We start from the raw sequence: 14,592 nt of genomic DNA on the forward strand, positions 1-14,592 counted from the left end.
CCTTGATTGAGTGTCTGTCAGTATTCCAACATCATAATTTAAAACGTTACGCGCCAACCCCATATCTTGCGTTATTACTCTCTTGCGCCGGCTATTGGTTTGATATGTCTTAGCCCTTATATCTTAGTCCTATCGACGCTATAAATAAAAAAAACAGTCAAGCTCAGCACACAGTTATCCCCGCCCTCTGAACGGAACGTTGCTGATTATTTTTTCAATTAAGGGTAAATTAGCTTTAAACCTGCCATTAAAAAAGCGTATATTTATAAGTAACCTGTGCGCAAATATAGCGTTACAAACTGTCTATTCTACCCGATTTTTGTGCGGCAGGTCGCTTAAGCTGGCCTTAAGCTGCAAAATAAGCTTGCAATTATACTCAGTCACCACCATTTAGTTAGTCATAGCATAAAAAACTTCCCTAAAAATGGGTTGTGTCACACGATAAGGAAAAAATATGAGTAAATCCGATAACAACTATGACAGTGATTTTGAGCAGCAATTTGAAGACAACATCGATAACGAAGTTGATTCTACAGCCGATGCTCAAGAGTCTGACGTAGTGACAGATTTTGAGCCGACGGATGTGGCACTGAGTATTGACCAAGAAGCCAGCTCGCTACCTTTGCTTGCGCTGCGTGACGTGGTGGTTTATCCGCACATGCAAATTGCCTTGTTTGTCGGTCGTGACCCCTCTATTAAAGCCATTAACGCCGCTAAAAAAAGCCATAATGACCAAGTATTGGTCGTGGCCCAAAAGGATTCGCTGAGCGAAGACATCCATCAAGAGAACCTATATCAGTATGGTACGGTGTGCCGTATCGTAAGCACCATGCCACACGACAGTGATGAAAACTGTATTAAGGTGCTTATTGAAGGCGAAAACCGCGTGCGCTTAGATAAGGTAACCGAACAAGACGATGGAATGCTTGTGGGCGACTATACCTATAGCGCCATTACCTTGACGATGAATGAGTCGCAGCAAAAAAACACCTTAGAGGCACTGCGTCAGCTGTTCGCTAACTACGCTGAAGCTCGCCTGCGCAATAGCCGCGAATTAATCCGCGTCTCTGAACGCATCGATCACTTATTAGAGCTGGTGTATTTTATCGCCACTCGTGTCTCTATGGATCTTGAGGCCAAACAGCAATTACTCGAAAAAGACGACATCGCGCTGCACATTAATACCATCACTGAGTATTTGGCCAAGCAAAGTGCTGAGCAGTCGATTGAGCAAGAAATCCAAGATGCGGTTCGCCGTCAAATGGAGAGCAACCAGCGCGAGTACTATTTAAACGAGAAGATGAAGGCCATCAAAAATGAGCTTTCTGAAATCAGTGATGGCTCTTTTGACAGTGAAGATGATCTTGAAGAGTTAGAGGCCCGCTTAAAAGAAGCTGACCTGCCTGAAGATGTGCGCAAAAAAGCGGAGCAAGAGTTTAAGAAGCTTAAAATGATGCCGCCGGCGTCAAGTGAATCCTCAGTGGTGCGCAACTACATCGACTGGATCTTAGATACCCCCTGGAACAAAGCCAGTAAGGTATCTATCAAACTTGATAAGGCAGAAGAAGTGCTTGATGCGGACCACTATGGTCTACAAGATGTCAAAGACCGCATCTTAGAATATCTGGCCGTTCAATCACGGGTCAAAAAGCTACGTGGTCCCATTCTTTGTCTGGTAGGTCCTCCAGGTGTGGGTAAAACCTCACTGGGTGAATCTATTGCCCGAGCCACTGGCCGTAAATTTGTGCGTATGGCCTTAGGCGGCGTGCGTGATGAGGCAGAAATCCGTGGTCACCGCCGTACTTACATCGGGGCTATGCCGGGTAAAATTGTCCAATCACTGGCCAAAGTTGAGGTGAAAAACCCGCTATTTTTGCTTGATGAAATCGACAAAATGGCGCAAGACTTCCGTGGTGATCCAGCCTCAGCACTGCTTGAAGTACTTGACCCCTCACAGAACGATAAGTTTAACGACCACTATCTAGATTTGGACCTGGACTTATCGCAAGTGATGTTTATCTGTACCGCCAACAGCATGGACATTCCGCCTGCCCTGCTCGACCGTATGGAGGTGATTCGTCTGCCAGGCTACACGGAAGACGAAAAAATCAACATCGCTGAGAAGTACTTGGTGCCCAAGGCCATTAAGCAAAACGGGCTAAAAAATGACGAGATTGAAATTGTGCCAGAAGCTTTGCACAGCATCGTTCAGCGTTATACCCGTGAAGCTGGTGTGCGTAATCTTGAGCGTGAGGTCAACAAGATTTGCCGTAAGGTGGTACGCGAGTCTATTGAGAAATATGGCGCTAAGCCGACCAAAAAGACCAAGATTGAGACCGTTGTGGTAGATGCAGATAACATCAGCGACTACTTAGGCGTGCATCAATACGACTTTGGTCTGGCAGAAGAAGCGCCTGAAGTGGGCCGTGTCACTGGCCTAGCTTGGACCAGCGTGGGCGGCGAGTTACTCACCATTGAGACCATCACTATGCCCGGTAAAGGCGACTTTGTGTATACCGGATCACTGGGTGATGTGATGAAAGAGTCTATTCGTGCTGCGATGAGTGTGGTACGTGCCCGTGGGGAGATGATTGGCATTGACTACGAGACCTTTAAGTCAAAAGATGTGCACGTACATATGCCAGAAGGTGCCACACCAAAAGATGGTCCGTCAGCCGGCATTGCCCTGACCACCGCCCTAGTATCTGCGATGACTGGCATTGCCATCCGCCCAGACATCGCTATGACAGGCGAGGTGACCTTACGTGGCAAAGTGCTGCGCATTGGTGGCCTTAAAGAGAAGCTATTAGCGGCCCACCGTGGTGGTATCAAGCACGTGTTAATCCCAGCCTCTAACGAGCGTGATCTGGTTGAGATTCCAGATAATGTTAAAGAGGGCTTGACCATCCAGCCGGTATCTACCATTGATGAGGTGCTTCAGGCGGCCTTGGTTGAGATGCCAAAGCCACTGGCTCCCAATAAAGTTAAGGTGGCGGTAGACACGACCAAAGCTGAGCCAGCACTACGCAGCTAATCTAAAGGCGGGCTTAGCCACCGCCCTCTATCAAATCATTGACGTAAAAAACGCCGTCCAATTAACTTGGACGGCCTTTTTTATTCCTCAAGCTTTCACGATTATTTACGCTATTTACATATCATAACGTATTGCAACGCTTGGCATAATTGTTTCTGTAGAGATAAAGTTATACTCAGTATTGTCACTCATTTATTCTAAGACAGGGATGTCTGACTTTTCACCATAATTTTTGGAGTTTAATAATGAAAACCTTATTCACAGCCTCTACCCTTTTAGCCTCAGCTTTAGCATTAAGTGCGTGTCAGAGCACCCCTACTAAACAAAGCGTGCCTGATGAAGCCCAACCGGTTTTAAAATCACAAATTATGACCACAGATGGCAGCAATAAGCACATAGGTGATATGTTCTTACGTCCTGTGGCCGGCGGCGTTCAAGTCTTTGGTAAGCTACAAGGCTTGACACCAGGTGCCACCGTTGCGATGCACATTCATGAGACGGGCAGCTGTGCCGATATGGGTAAAGCGGCCGGTGGTCATTTTAACCCTTACCATAAGTTGCATGGCAACCCTATGGGGGCAGAGAACCATGCAGGCGACCTACCTAACTTGACTGCTGATGCCAATGGTGTGGCCTCCATGAATTTTGTCAAAAAAGACATCTCTGTAGCGATGCAAGGCGATAATAGTGTCTATCGTCGTGCCTTTATCGTTCATGGCGGTGTAGATGATTATGTCAGCCAGCCTGCGGGTAATGCCGGTGCTCGTATCGCTTGTGGCATTATCGAGAAGTACTAGATCGAGAAGTACTAGGTTGACTCGCTTTTAACAGCATATAGTTAATAGTCGATAGTTGATTAAAAAACCAGCGGTGTTTAATACAAATCTAATTTGTGTTGACGCCGCTGGTTTTTTTGATTTGATCTGTCTTATATCCACTCGCTTAGGCCCTTATATACGGGTGTTTTGCACGCATAAATCAATGAGGTTAGCCGCTCTCATACTATACGACACTACCTGTCGTATAGTATAAGGGTGACTCTATTAAGTGAGCGATAATTTGTTATACTTACCGTATACAAAAGCGGTGTGTATCGACCTAATCATCACGCGCTTATTGCCTTATAAGCGGATAAACTTTTTGTCTTAACCTCCTTTATTGCACATTAACTGATATAGACTGTTAGCGTTTTACTAATTAGTTCTGTTAATAGGTCAATTAAGCGATATACTGGGTCGATCTGCCGTTTTCCCCTCTTAACTCACCATTTATTATTAAATAACATACTCTTTTAAAATCATTTAATTAGGACATCATTATGGATGACAATAAAGCCAAAGCGTTAAAAGCAGCCTTAGGCCAAATCGAAAAACAATTTGGTAAAAACACCATTATGCATTTGGGCGATAACTCCGCCACGCTGGATGTGGACGTGGTCTCTACCGGCTCACTTGGCTTAGATATTGCTTTAGGTATTGGCGGTTTGCCAAAAGGTCGTATTATTGAGATTTATGGCCCAGAAAGCTCAGGTAAAACCACATTGACCTTGCAAGCCATTGCTGAGTGTCAAAAACAAGGCGGTACTTGTGCCTTTATCGATGCCGAACACGCTTTAGATCCCATCTATGCCCGTAAACTTGGGGTAAATACTGATGACTTATTGGTGTCTCAGCCTGATAATGGTGAGCAAGCGCTTGAGATTACCGACATGCTGGTGCGTTCAGGCGCATTAGACATGATTGTTATTGACTCGGTCGCTGCCCTTACCCCGCGTGCGGAGATTGAAGGTGAGATGGGTGACAGCCACATGGGCTTGCAGGCGCGTCTAATGAGTCAGGCGCTACGTAAAATCACCGGTAACGCCAAACGCTCAAACTGTATGGTTATCTTTATTAACCAAATTCGTATGAAAATTGGGGTTATGTTCGGTTCGCCTGAAACCACAACCGGTGGTAATGCCCTTAAATTCTACGCCTCAGTACGTCTAGATATTCGCCGTATTGGCGCGGTGAAAAGCGGTGATGAAATCATTGGTAACCAAACCCGTGTTAAAGTTATCAAAAACAAAATGGCGCCACCATTCCGTCAAGCTGAGTTTGAGATTACTTATGGTGAAGGCACCAACCACTTGGCTGAAGTGATCGACTTAGGGGTTGAGATTGGCGTGGTCGGTAAGGCCGGTGCATGGTACAGCTATGGCGATGAAAAAATTGGACAAGGTAAAGCCAACTCAGTGTTGTTCTTAAAAGACAACCCCGCCATTGCTGAAGAGATTGAAGCCAAAATCCGTGCCGAAAAGCTGGCGGTAGAGCCAGAAAAAGGGGCTGAAGCTGTAGATGAGGTTGAGCCTGAATCTGAAGTCGAATAGCTTTGGCTTAAGTCGCTATACTGTGTAGCGATCTGGTTTGTGATTTGACGCTTTGATTTAATGGGTAGGTGGCTTTGATAACTATATTAAGCCCCTACCTTTTTATTTAAGGCTATTTACTCTATGAGGTCTTATTAGACAATATTATGCAGATAAAAACCTTAGCTCAGATTTTGGCAGAAAACGAGACTGGTGATAAGAAATCCACTCAACGTCAGTCAAAATCTGGGCAAGCAAAGTCAAAAAACAGCGCGCACCAGACAACATCACGGGCACAGGCCAGCTCTGCCGGTACTACCAATGATTGTGCGGTAGATGCGCTGCAAGATTGTCAGCCGCAGCGGCTTGACGCTAAGCGCTCTAAACTCTCCAAACCCTCACAGCATTCTAAGGCGGCGAAACCCTCGTACCGCAAACGCTCTTATGCCAAAAAACCAAGCTTAGGAAATAAACCAGACCATACCGATGAGTTTCATACTGATGTTGGCAGTGATAATCAAGTAGATGTATCACCAGACACTGCACACAAGCTATCGGCTCAGCCTAAACAGCGTAAAAACAAAACATTCCATCCAGCCGCCCCTTATCAGCCAAAAACCCAGCTGGCTGAGCCCATCAAAGAAGTCGACCCCAATAGTATTAAAAGCTTATTGGCACAGGTGAAGGCCGAAGCCCAACAGCAAACAGACGCTCTGGTCCCCTTGGCTGAGGCATCGGCATCCACACCCCACTCCTACTCTGATGATTCTTCTGCAGATAATGCCCTCATAACCGATGACTTAGGCATAGACAATCTACCTGCTGCGCTAAAAGCTTACCTAAGAACACCTGAGCAACGTCAAGCAGAAAAAGAGGAGATAAAAGCGGAAAGTCGGCTGCGCTGGCTGGCTTTTTATTATCTGTCTAGACGCGAACACTCTGCAGGAGAGCTGCGCCAAAAATTGCTCGATAAAGAGCAAGACCCAAAAAAAATAGAAGCCCTTTTACAAGAGTTTAAAGATAAAGGCTATCAAAGCGACCACCGCACAGCGCTCATGCTGATCCGTGAAGGCATTCGTAAAGGCCGCGGCCGTGTTCGGATCAAGAATGACTTTTATAAACGCAAAGTTGAGGTGCCTGCGAACATCGATGAACTGATTGATATGGCGATGGCGGATAACGAAGAGTTTGTCGATGTGTTGTCAGATAATACATTGGTAGAAGGCGTCGACTGGCTGCGTTTGGCCGTTGAAACCCGGGTCAAAAAATATGGCGATGAGATTCCCACTGACCAAAAAATAAAAGCGCGTCAGCTTCGATTCTTACAATACCGCGGCTTTAAGCCTGATATTTGTTTTGAGGCGATTAAATATAACCTGCAAACACTTGATGAGCGGTTTTAAAGTCACATCTGTTGCCGTGATAAGCCAAGCCTTGGTGTGTCTAATCGCCTATGGCAGACAGCCTCTTTTCTAGTTCAAGCAATTGTAGCCCCTCAACTTTGGGCTCACCATTATTGCCATCTACAGGAAACGGCATACTCTTACCAGTTAACACATAGCCTCGGCGCTGATAGTAAGCCAGCAGCTCAGGGCGTTGGCTCAAAATGCTCATGGTTAATCTGGCGTTGCCTTGCGTATCTTCTGATTTTAAATGCCGACCGGCAAAGGTCTCAGCCGCTTGCAGAATCTGATTGCCAACGCCCCGACCTTGTAAGTCACAATGAACCGCAAACATACCAATATAAGCATCATTATTTTGGCTGCTGTGCTCGCGGTTATCTGCCTGGCCAAAATCAACAGCAATACAGCCTAAAATATCCCCAGTTTCCTTGCCTTCGGTGACTTGAGGAAAAACAAATAAATAATGCCGAGGGGTATTAATTACCTTTTCAATTTCAGCCACTGTGGTGCGAATACCGCCCACCAAATGTGCTTCATTGGTCCAGCCCACATCATCGCGATAGCATTGATTTAACAGACGCAGCAAAGCCTCACTATCCTATAGGGTGGCTTGACGCAAAAAAACATTGGGGCTTGGCATGACTCATTCTCCAAAGGCTGAGTTAAATAACGCGTTAAGCTATTAAACCAAAAATTAAGCAGGCAAGTAAACATGTTATTATCGCAGTTATTTACCCCTATTTTCCAAAATCATTTTATCATTTGAGCCGCTTATGACTTCCGCTACGCCTCTGTTACCTGAAATTACTTCCGATCAAATCAAGCAACTGACCAGCAGTCAATGCCTAGCTCAGCCCCTGCCTGCCCCTATATTAAGCGCCTGTTTTAAGCAGTCCCCTGAAGACTTTCAGGTAGATGAGCTGCTGGAAGTTGGTCTGTCTGGTGAAGGGGAGCATTTGTGGCTATTGATTAAAAAGACCGCCATGAATACCAGCTTTGTGGCCGATCAGCTTGCTAAATGGGCCAAGATACCCAGTCGGGATGTGGGTTACTCTGGGCTAAAAGACCGTCATGCGGTGACCACCCAGTGGTTTAGCTTGCGTCTACCCAAAGGCAAGCTGCCTGATATAAGCTTTGATGAATTTGCCAAAGCGCACTTGACCACTGCCACCGAATCGGTAGAAGTACGACAGCAAACCTGGCACAGCAAAAAGCTCAATCGCGGTACGCACAAGGCCAATAGATTTGTCATTCGCTTAACCGATATTGAGCTCAACCCTAAGGTGGCAGCTGCCCTTGCTACAGTTGATGAGACCCTAACGCTTATCAGCAAAGAAGGGGTGCCCAACTACTTTGGTGAGCAGCGCTTTGGCAGGCAGGGCAACAACATTGTCAGCGCTTTGGAGTGGTTTGAACAGGGCACAATAAATGGCCGTCCGCCTCATCCAAAAAAAAGCCGTGATGCGCAATCTTTATTACTCTCCTCAGCCCGCAGCGCTATTTTTAATCAAATCGTCTCAGCCAGAGTTCAGCTGGGAGGCTGGAATACTGCCATAGACGGCGATGTGTTTAATCTGGATGGATCGGGGTCTGTGTTTTGTGTTGAGCAGATTGATCAAGAGATACACCAGCGACTGGCCAGTGGCGATATTCACCCAACTGCGCCATTGTGGGGCATCAAAAATGACAAAGTCAGCGAGGCTGCAAAAGCCTTAGAAGATAAAGTGGTGAGTCAAGATGCTGTGTTACAAAGACTGGCTCAAGGCCTTGAGAAAAAACAGTTAAAAACCATGCGCCGCGCAACCCGCTTAGCAGTGAGTGATTTCAGCTGGTCATGGACAACAGAGCAAGCGGATAAGCCAAGTTTGGTGCTGCAATTTACCTTACCCACCGGCACCTTTGCCACCAGCGTACTGTCAGCTTTGGTAACTCATTTAAAATAGCAACCGCGGCAAGTAGACCTTAATTAAGAGGCACTCAATAACGCTTCAATCACCAATGTCTGCCCCTCAGCCAAGCTTGGTACGTCGCCAAGCTTGCGCCAAGGCATGCTGCTGCCATGAAAGTCGCTACCAGTTGACACTTGCAGTCCATGCTCTGCAATACTTCTATCAACCATGCGCCGTGTGCTTAATGGCTCATCATTGCTGGGCAGCTCACAGCCATCACCGCCAAATTGTGCAAACTCGGCTATCAATTTACGTACCCGAGTCGCCGATAGATTGTAGCGGGTGGGATGCGCCAATACCGCTTTGCCGCCGCAGCGATGAATCAGCTCAATGGTATCTTGCATGCTTAAGGTTTCAATGGGCACATAAGCGGCTTTATTATCGGCCAAATACTTATCAAAAGCCTTTTGCATGGTAGGCACAATCTCTTGTTCTAACAAGACCTTGGCAATGTGTGCTCGTCCTACGGCATCGGCATTGCCATCTGCCTTGAGCAGTACAGCTTGCCACATGTCATCGAAGTCATGACCCGTTAATTCAGCCATTTTTTGTACAATCATCCGGCCACGATTGCCACGGCTCACTTGGATGTGAGTTAAGGTGTTATTCATCTGCTCAAAATCATCAAAGCCTAGACCCAGTACGTGAATGATTTTGTCTTTGGCTTTATTCTTGCCATAGCCGCCAGTAAGCGTGTGCTGACAGCTTATCTCCACCCCATTAATTAAAGTAATACCCAGTGCCTGCGCCGTGGCCTTGGCCTCTGGGATACCCGCCAAAGTATCGTGATCGGTTAGCGCAAAGATGTCGATATGGGCGGCATGGGCTTTGTGCAGTAGCTCGCTTGGGCTATTGCTGCCATCAGAGCAGGTACTGTGACTGTGTAAGTCAATGCGTTTGTAAGCAAGATTTGTGGTAGAGGGTTGTGATGGTGAGCAGTGCGGCATAATAGCAGTCTTAAAAATTACAATAAAATAGAGTGACTATTGTAGCGGTTAATGAGCGGTATTTGTCGATGTTTTGGTAAAAGCTGTGTTTAATTAAGTTCGCAAAAAGATAACTGCCCGCTTTAAACCTCATCTTACAAGGTATTGTATGCGCAATGCTTTTTTTTGTGGGTCAGGCCGTGTAAACTATTGCCTCAAGTCATCCCCCACTCTTCTTTTTTTATTATTGTGACCTTTATGAAAGCATTGCTAGATTTTATCCCCTTACTTGCCTTTTTTTATGTGGCCAAAACCCAAGGCATCTTGGCGGGCGCAGGGGCTATTTTAATCGCTACGGTCGCAGTGGCAGTGATCCATTTGATCACCCAGAAGGGGCGCCTGACCAAGCAACAAGCGATTACCTTAGTGCTTACCGTGGTCTTTTGTGGTCTTACCTTATTGTTCCATGATGACATTTATCTAAAATGGAAATCGACGGTGATTAACGGCATATTTGCCGTGGCCTTATTAATCAGTGTATTAATCGGCCGACCTTTGTTAGAGATGGCCATGAAGAGCGTGTTTAATCTGACTCACTCTGGCTGGAATAAGCTGACTTTGGCCTGGGTAGGCTATTTTGTATTGATGGCCGGATTGCAGTACTACTTTGCTTTTTATACCAGCGAGCAAACTTGGATCAACTTCAAAACCTACGGCTGGCTACCTTTCATGTTAGTCTTCATGGTGGGTCAGTTTGTGATACTAAAAAGCCACATTAACCCTGAAATGCTAGATGACAAATCTAATAAATCAAACAAGCCAAAATAAGCTAGGCTAATACACTAACTGAGAATGAATATGCCGTTATTTATGATTATGGGCCATGATGTGGCCAACTCCTCTGAGCTTAGACAGCAAACCCGTGAGGCTCATTTGGCCCGTCTGCACGAGCTTGAGGCACAAGGCCGCTTGGTTATCGCTGGACCAACGCCTCTTGAAGTGGGTCAAACGGCCATGTCAGGCAGCTTAATCATCGCCGCTTTTGAAAGCTTAGAAGCGGCCCAAGACTGGGCCAGCCAAGAGCCTTATCTCACAGCGGGCGTATATAGCCATGTCGATATCAAACCCTTTATTAAAGTCCTACCCTCTGCCTAATTGCTCAAGCTTCACTGCTTCTTGGAATCCCTAGCTATGCGCGCTGCCTCAGATTTTGCTCAGTCTCAAACTCCCTCATTATCGTCTCCAAAAACCCGCTATCGCCTAGCTGCCATGTTCAGTGCCGGCCTATTAAGCATGGCATTTGCATTGCCGCTAACTGCGGTGGCTGCGCCGACAGTGGTGGTCAATCAGCCCGGCGCTCAGGCTACCGAGCAAGCACCCACAGACCCACAAGTGGCGCCACCACCTGCCTCGCCGTTTAATGGGGATACTCTGCCAAAGACGGTTCACTCTGAGCAACAAGATGCCGCCGCACAAGCATCAGGCACCGCTGCTGATACCGATGTGTTAAAAAACCCAAAAAGCTTAGCCAGTAAAATGCAGCCCAGTGATGCTGATTTGTCAGCGGCCAATCAAGAGCTGCTCAGCCGCAATGCTCAGTTGCAGCGTGATGTTAATGATCTTGAGACTCGCGTTAATGTACTTATCAATGAGCGCAGCGGTCAGCTGTTTATGTATGGTGCGGTGACGGTCGCCGTCTCTTTATTCTTAGGCGTTTTGTTGGGCGGCTTTATCTTTAGTCGCCGTGACCGCTGGTAATGGGCACTCTTAAAGTTAAGGCAAGATTTGGTACAAAAACCATAACCCAAGCAATAACATAAGGCACAAAATGGATAAGGTCACCCCTGCCAAGCTGTCTTGGCGTGAAGATGAACTCGGTAACGTGGTCCCCGTCTCTGAGATATTCGGCGATGTGTATTACTCTTTGGTCGATGGATTAAATGAGTCGCGTTATGTATTTTTGACCCAAAATAAATTACCTGAGCGCTTTGAAGCCTTATTTAGCCGAGCGAATAGTAGCGCAGCGTCTAACTTTAGCATTGCTGAATTAGGCTTTGGTACCGGTCTTAATATACTGGCCACTTGGCAGCTTTGGGAACACAGTAAGCAGCAGTTCCATACTTATTTCAACTCACAAACTAGCCTGCAAACGAGCTCGCAAGACCATTTAAAGGGCTCACGCTCGCTAACACCGCGGCTGCATATCATCAGTACCGAAAAGCATCCGCTCACTCATGCCGATTTAAGCCGCAGTCTTGAAAGCTGGAAGCATAAAGACACCAGTCTGGTGCCCTTTGTCGATCAGCTACTCGCCTTATATCCCACCTTGATATCTGGCTGTCATCGCCTACAGTTGGCCGAAGATGTCACGTTAGATTTATGGCTTGGTGATGCCTGTTTCAGCTTACAACAATTGGCCAATAGCTATGACACGCTGCCCTACGGCGCTCACATTGATGCTTGGTACTTAGATGGCTTTGCGCCTGCATGTAATGAGTCGCTTTGGGCAGATCAGATCTTTGAGCAGGTAAAGCGCTTATCTAAGCCTGGTACTACTGCGGCGACCTTTAGCAGTGCTGGCGTGGTCAAACGCGGCTTGATGGCGGCAGGCTTTGAGATCAAAAAAACCAAAGGCTTTGGACGCAAACGTGAAATGCTAACCGCCACCAAGCTTGAGCCGGTAGCAGTCAGTGACGATACCAGTGACAACCAAGGTGCTACTGAGTATGATGCCAATTCAACTTTAGCATTACGCTCTAAGAAGCAAGTCACACTGGATACACATGCCGTGACGCCCAACGAGCAGATTGCAGTGATTGGTGCAGGTGTTTGTGGATTAATGGCGGCTTGGTCATTGGCGCAGCGTGGTAATGCGGTGAGCTTAATAGACAAAGAGGCCCCGTTAGCGGGTGCCTCTGGCAACCCAAGGGCACTGCTTGCTCCTAAGATGACGCCGCTTGCTCATGTGGCTGAGCATTTGCACAGCATCAGCTATCTTTATAGCCAACGCTTTTATCGTCAAATCGATCAAGGTGAGCATAAAATCTTTACCCCCACCACCACCTTAGACTTGCTACAAAAAAGTAACGTCGATGTGCACCAAATCGCTGAATATCCTGAGCAAATGGCCACCACCTTATCACTTGATAGCGCCCGAGATATATCTGGTTTACAGCAGCAGGATTTGACAGCGAATTTATACCTGCCTCAATCAGGGCTTATTAACCCTAAGGCACTGGCCGATAAGGTACTTACCCACCCAAACATCAGCTTTAAACAAGCGAACATTAAGCGCATTACACCCTTACAGGCAAAGGCTTTTGATGACGTAACTGAAGTAAGTGAAGTAATTGAAGTCACTGCGGATATAACGGCGCAGCCTGCTAAGCGTGCTAAAGTTATGCTGCACTGCGAAAGTGGAGAGGTGTTGTCGGTCAATAGAGTGATTATTGCTGCCGCTTTTGAAAGTCAAAGCTTGGATGCGCGCATTTTTGAGTTTCGTAAAATTCGGGGTCAATTATCATGGTTTGAGCCCACTACCGAGCAGCTGCAAGCACTGCCAACCTTACCACTAAAATATTCAGGCTACTGCGCCCCTTTTATACCGCAGCCCGGTGATGAAGCCGTTAACTCAGTCACGCCCTCTGTGCCTACTTTTTTGCTTGGGGCGAGCTTTATTCGCAATGATTTGGATGATGAGGTTCGGCTTAGTGAGCATGCGATTAACCATCAAAAGCTACTAGCGGCGCTGCCTGAGCTTTCGGCGGTTCTACCCTTACCGGATACAGAGGCTGACTTATATCAGCGATGGCAGGCACGAGTGGGTATTCGATCACAGACGCCAGATTATCACCCTTTGGTGGGTGCAGTCGATGAGCAGGGTCTGATTTGGACACTGAGCGGCATGGGCTCTAAGGGCTATGCTTTTGCACCGCTATGTGCCCAGGTATTAGCTGATATGATGACCGCACAATTTGTACCGCTGCCGGCGGCGCTGCTCGCTAAGCTATCAGTGCATCGAAGCAGTTTAAAAAAGCCGTTATCATAACGGCTTTTTTTGATGTTTGTTTTATGATGGCTACCAAGACTAGCGGCTTAGCATCGCTAACGTCTCACTGACCATGACCATACCCACCACCGAAGTGACGGCCACCGCAGAGCCATAACCGCCGCAATGTAGGCCGCCGGTCTGCACGCTACCATCGGCTGATTTATTGACAATAGGCGGCTGGGTGGAATAGACACATTTAATGCCGAACTTCTCTTTCATGGCCTTATTAATGCCATGCTCATTACGCAGCTTGGTGCGCAGGCGTGCCAGCAATGGATCTTGATAGGTATCTTTTAGGTCACTCACTGTAATTTGTAATGGATCGGTTTTACCACCAGCACCGCCAGCACAAATTAGCTTTAATTTGTTAAATCGGCAGTGTAAGGCAATGGCAAGCTTTGCCGACATGTCATCGGTACAGTCAAGTACAATGGTCGCTGTCCCTTGCTCAGCGCTTTGCTTGGCCTGCTCTCGGCTTGGCAATAGCTGAGCGACATTTTCTGCGGTTAAGAAGTCATCAACTAAGTTGAGCTGTATCTTTGGATTGATCTGACGCGCCCGCTCGGCCATCTGTTCAATCTTACTTTTTCCAAAGCCACTGTCCATGGCTGGCAGCTGACGGTTGACATTGGAGGCCACCAACACGTCCATATCAATCAAAGTCATTTGACCAATTGCCGTACGTGCTAGCCCTTCTGCCACCCAAGTACCCACACCGCCCACGCCGATGACTATGACATGCGCCTTTTCAAAATTGGCAAAGCCTTTTGTACCATATAAGGTCTGAGTGCCTTTGAAGCGTCGATCATATTGGCTATTGTCTGTCGCTGAAGTTGAGGTCATAAAGCGCTTACTTTTTATAAAATGATGGGTTTAGGGCCA

At 47.0% G+C, this 14,592-nt stretch carries 12 protein-coding genes; 9 read left to right on the forward strand and 3 right to left on the reverse strand.

Features of this window, described 5'->3' with window-relative positions; all coding sequences use genetic code 11:
* The first annotated feature begins 454 nt into the window (after positions 1-454).
* The 4 genes from lon to JMX92_RS04075 all read left to right on the forward strand — a co-directional run bounded on the left by lon (position 455) and on the right by JMX92_RS04075 (position 6,784).
* Positions 455-3,034, forward strand: a complete 2,580-nt coding sequence (gene lon, locus JMX92_RS04060) for an endopeptidase La (RefSeq protein ID WP_227675262.1) — start codon at positions 455-457, stop codon at positions 3,032-3,034.
* 245 nt (positions 3,035-3,279) lie between these two features.
* The gene (locus JMX92_RS04065) at positions 3,280-3,831 is read left to right on the forward strand and encodes a superoxide dismutase family protein (RefSeq protein WP_011961194.1); all 552 of its coding nucleotides are present in this window, start codon (positions 3,280-3,282) and stop codon (positions 3,829-3,831) included.
* Between the two features lie 521 nt (positions 3,832-4,352).
* Complete coding sequence (gene recA / locus JMX92_RS04070) at positions 4,353-5,402, forward strand: recombinase RecA (protein WP_011961195.1); 1,050 nt, start codon at positions 4,353-4,355, stop codon at positions 5,400-5,402.
* A 146-nt stretch (positions 5,403-5,548) separates the two neighbouring features.
* Positions 5,549-6,784: a regulatory protein RecX gene (locus tag JMX92_RS04075; RefSeq protein WP_201544059.1), complete on the forward strand. Its 1,236-nt coding sequence runs from the start codon at positions 5,549-5,551 to the stop codon at positions 6,782-6,784.
* A 40-nt stretch (positions 6,785-6,824) separates the two neighbouring features.
* Here the strand turns inward: JMX92_RS04075 and JMX92_RS04080 are convergent, their stop codons facing one another.
* Complete coding sequence (locus JMX92_RS04080; RefSeq protein WP_227675263.1) at positions 6,825-7,370, reverse strand: GNAT family N-acetyltransferase; 546 nt, start codon at positions 7,368-7,370, stop codon at positions 6,825-6,827.
* 187 nt (positions 7,371-7,557) lie between these two features.
* On the opposite strand from JMX92_RS04080, the gene truD reads away from it, so the two are divergent.
* Positions 7,558-8,727, forward strand: coding sequence for a tRNA pseudouridine(13) synthase TruD (truD, locus tag JMX92_RS04085; protein ID WP_201544061.1), 1,170 nt, complete (start codon positions 7,558-7,560; stop codon positions 8,725-8,727).
* A 23-nt stretch (positions 8,728-8,750) separates the two neighbouring features.
* Here the strand turns inward: truD and JMX92_RS04090 are convergent, their stop codons facing one another.
* Positions 8,751-9,680 (reverse strand): PHP domain-containing protein, encoded by a 930-nt coding sequence (locus JMX92_RS04090; protein WP_011961199.1) that lies wholly within the window; start codon positions 9,678-9,680, stop codon positions 8,751-8,753.
* A 237-nt stretch (positions 9,681-9,917) separates the two neighbouring features.
* On the opposite strand from JMX92_RS04090, the gene ispZ reads away from it, so the two are divergent.
* The 4 genes from ispZ to mnmC all read left to right on the forward strand — a co-directional run bounded on the left by ispZ (position 9,918) and on the right by mnmC (position 13,707).
* Positions 9,918-10,487: a septation protein IspZ gene (ispZ, locus tag JMX92_RS04095; protein ID WP_011961200.1), complete on the forward strand. Its 570-nt coding sequence runs from the start codon at positions 9,918-9,920 to the stop codon at positions 10,485-10,487.
* A gap of 30 nt (positions 10,488-10,517) precedes the next feature.
* On the forward strand, positions 10,518-10,814 hold the full coding sequence (locus JMX92_RS04100) for a YciI family protein (RefSeq protein ID WP_041773804.1): 297 nt from the start codon (positions 10,518-10,520) through the stop codon (positions 10,812-10,814).
* A 36-nt stretch (positions 10,815-10,850) separates the two neighbouring features.
* Entirely contained in the window at positions 10,851-11,417 is a 567-nt protein-coding gene (locus tag JMX92_RS04105; RefSeq protein ID WP_201544063.1) for a hypothetical protein, read from the forward strand.
* A 70-nt stretch (positions 11,418-11,487) separates the two neighbouring features.
* On the forward strand, positions 11,488-13,707 hold the full coding sequence (gene mnmC / locus JMX92_RS04110) for an FAD-dependent 5-carboxymethylaminomethyl-2-thiouridine(34) oxidoreductase MnmC (RefSeq protein ID WP_201544065.1): 2,220 nt from the start codon (positions 11,488-11,490) through the stop codon (positions 13,705-13,707).
* Between the two features lie 39 nt (positions 13,708-13,746).
* Here mnmC and JMX92_RS04115 read toward each other — a convergent pair whose 3' ends face one another.
* A complete protein-coding gene (locus tag JMX92_RS04115) occupies positions 13,747-14,553 on the reverse strand; it encodes a ThiF family adenylyltransferase (RefSeq protein WP_011961204.1) in 807 nt (268 codons plus the stop codon).
* Between the last annotated feature and the right edge of the window lie 39 nt (positions 14,554-14,592).

The sequence above is a fragment of the Psychrobacter sp. H7-1 genome (assembly GCF_904846585.1).
GTDB classification, from domain to species: domain Bacteria; phylum Pseudomonadota; class Gammaproteobacteria; order Pseudomonadales; family Moraxellaceae; genus Psychrobacter; species Psychrobacter raelei.

Bases quoted from the DNA above. Each gene is read 5' to 3' on its own strand.
- lon (WP_227675262.1), top strand. From the start codon at position 455: ATGAGTAAATCCGATAACAACTATGACAGTGATTTTGAGCAGCAATTT.
- JMX92_RS04065 (WP_011961194.1), top strand. From the start codon at position 3,280: ATGAAAACCTTATTCACAGCCTCTACCCTTTTAGCCTCAGCTTTAGCA.
- recA (WP_011961195.1), top strand. From the start codon at position 4,353: ATGGATGACAATAAAGCCAAAGCGTTAAAAGCAGCCTTAGGCCAAATC.
- JMX92_RS04075 (WP_201544059.1), top strand. From the start codon at position 5,549: ATGCAGATAAAAACCTTAGCTCAGATTTTGGCAGAAAACGAGACTGGT.
- truD (WP_201544061.1), top strand. From the start codon at position 7,558: ATGACTTCCGCTACGCCTCTGTTACCTGAAATTACTTCCGATCAAATC.
- JMX92_RS04090 (WP_011961199.1), bottom strand. From the start codon at position 9,680: ATGCCGCACTGCTCACCATCACAACCCTCTACCACAAATCTTGCTTAC.
- ispZ (WP_011961200.1), top strand. From the start codon at position 9,918: ATGAAAGCATTGCTAGATTTTATCCCCTTACTTGCCTTTTTTTATGTG.
- JMX92_RS04100 (WP_041773804.1), top strand. From the start codon at position 10,518: ATGCCGTTATTTATGATTATGGGCCATGATGTGGCCAACTCCTCTGAG.
- JMX92_RS04105 (WP_201544063.1), top strand. From the start codon at position 10,851: ATGCGCGCTGCCTCAGATTTTGCTCAGTCTCAAACTCCCTCATTATCG.
- mnmC (WP_201544065.1), top strand. From the start codon at position 11,488: ATGGATAAGGTCACCCCTGCCAAGCTGTCTTGGCGTGAAGATGAACTC.
- JMX92_RS04115 (WP_011961204.1), bottom strand. From the start codon at position 14,553: ATGACCTCAACTTCAGCGACAGACAATAGCCAATATGATCGACGCTTC.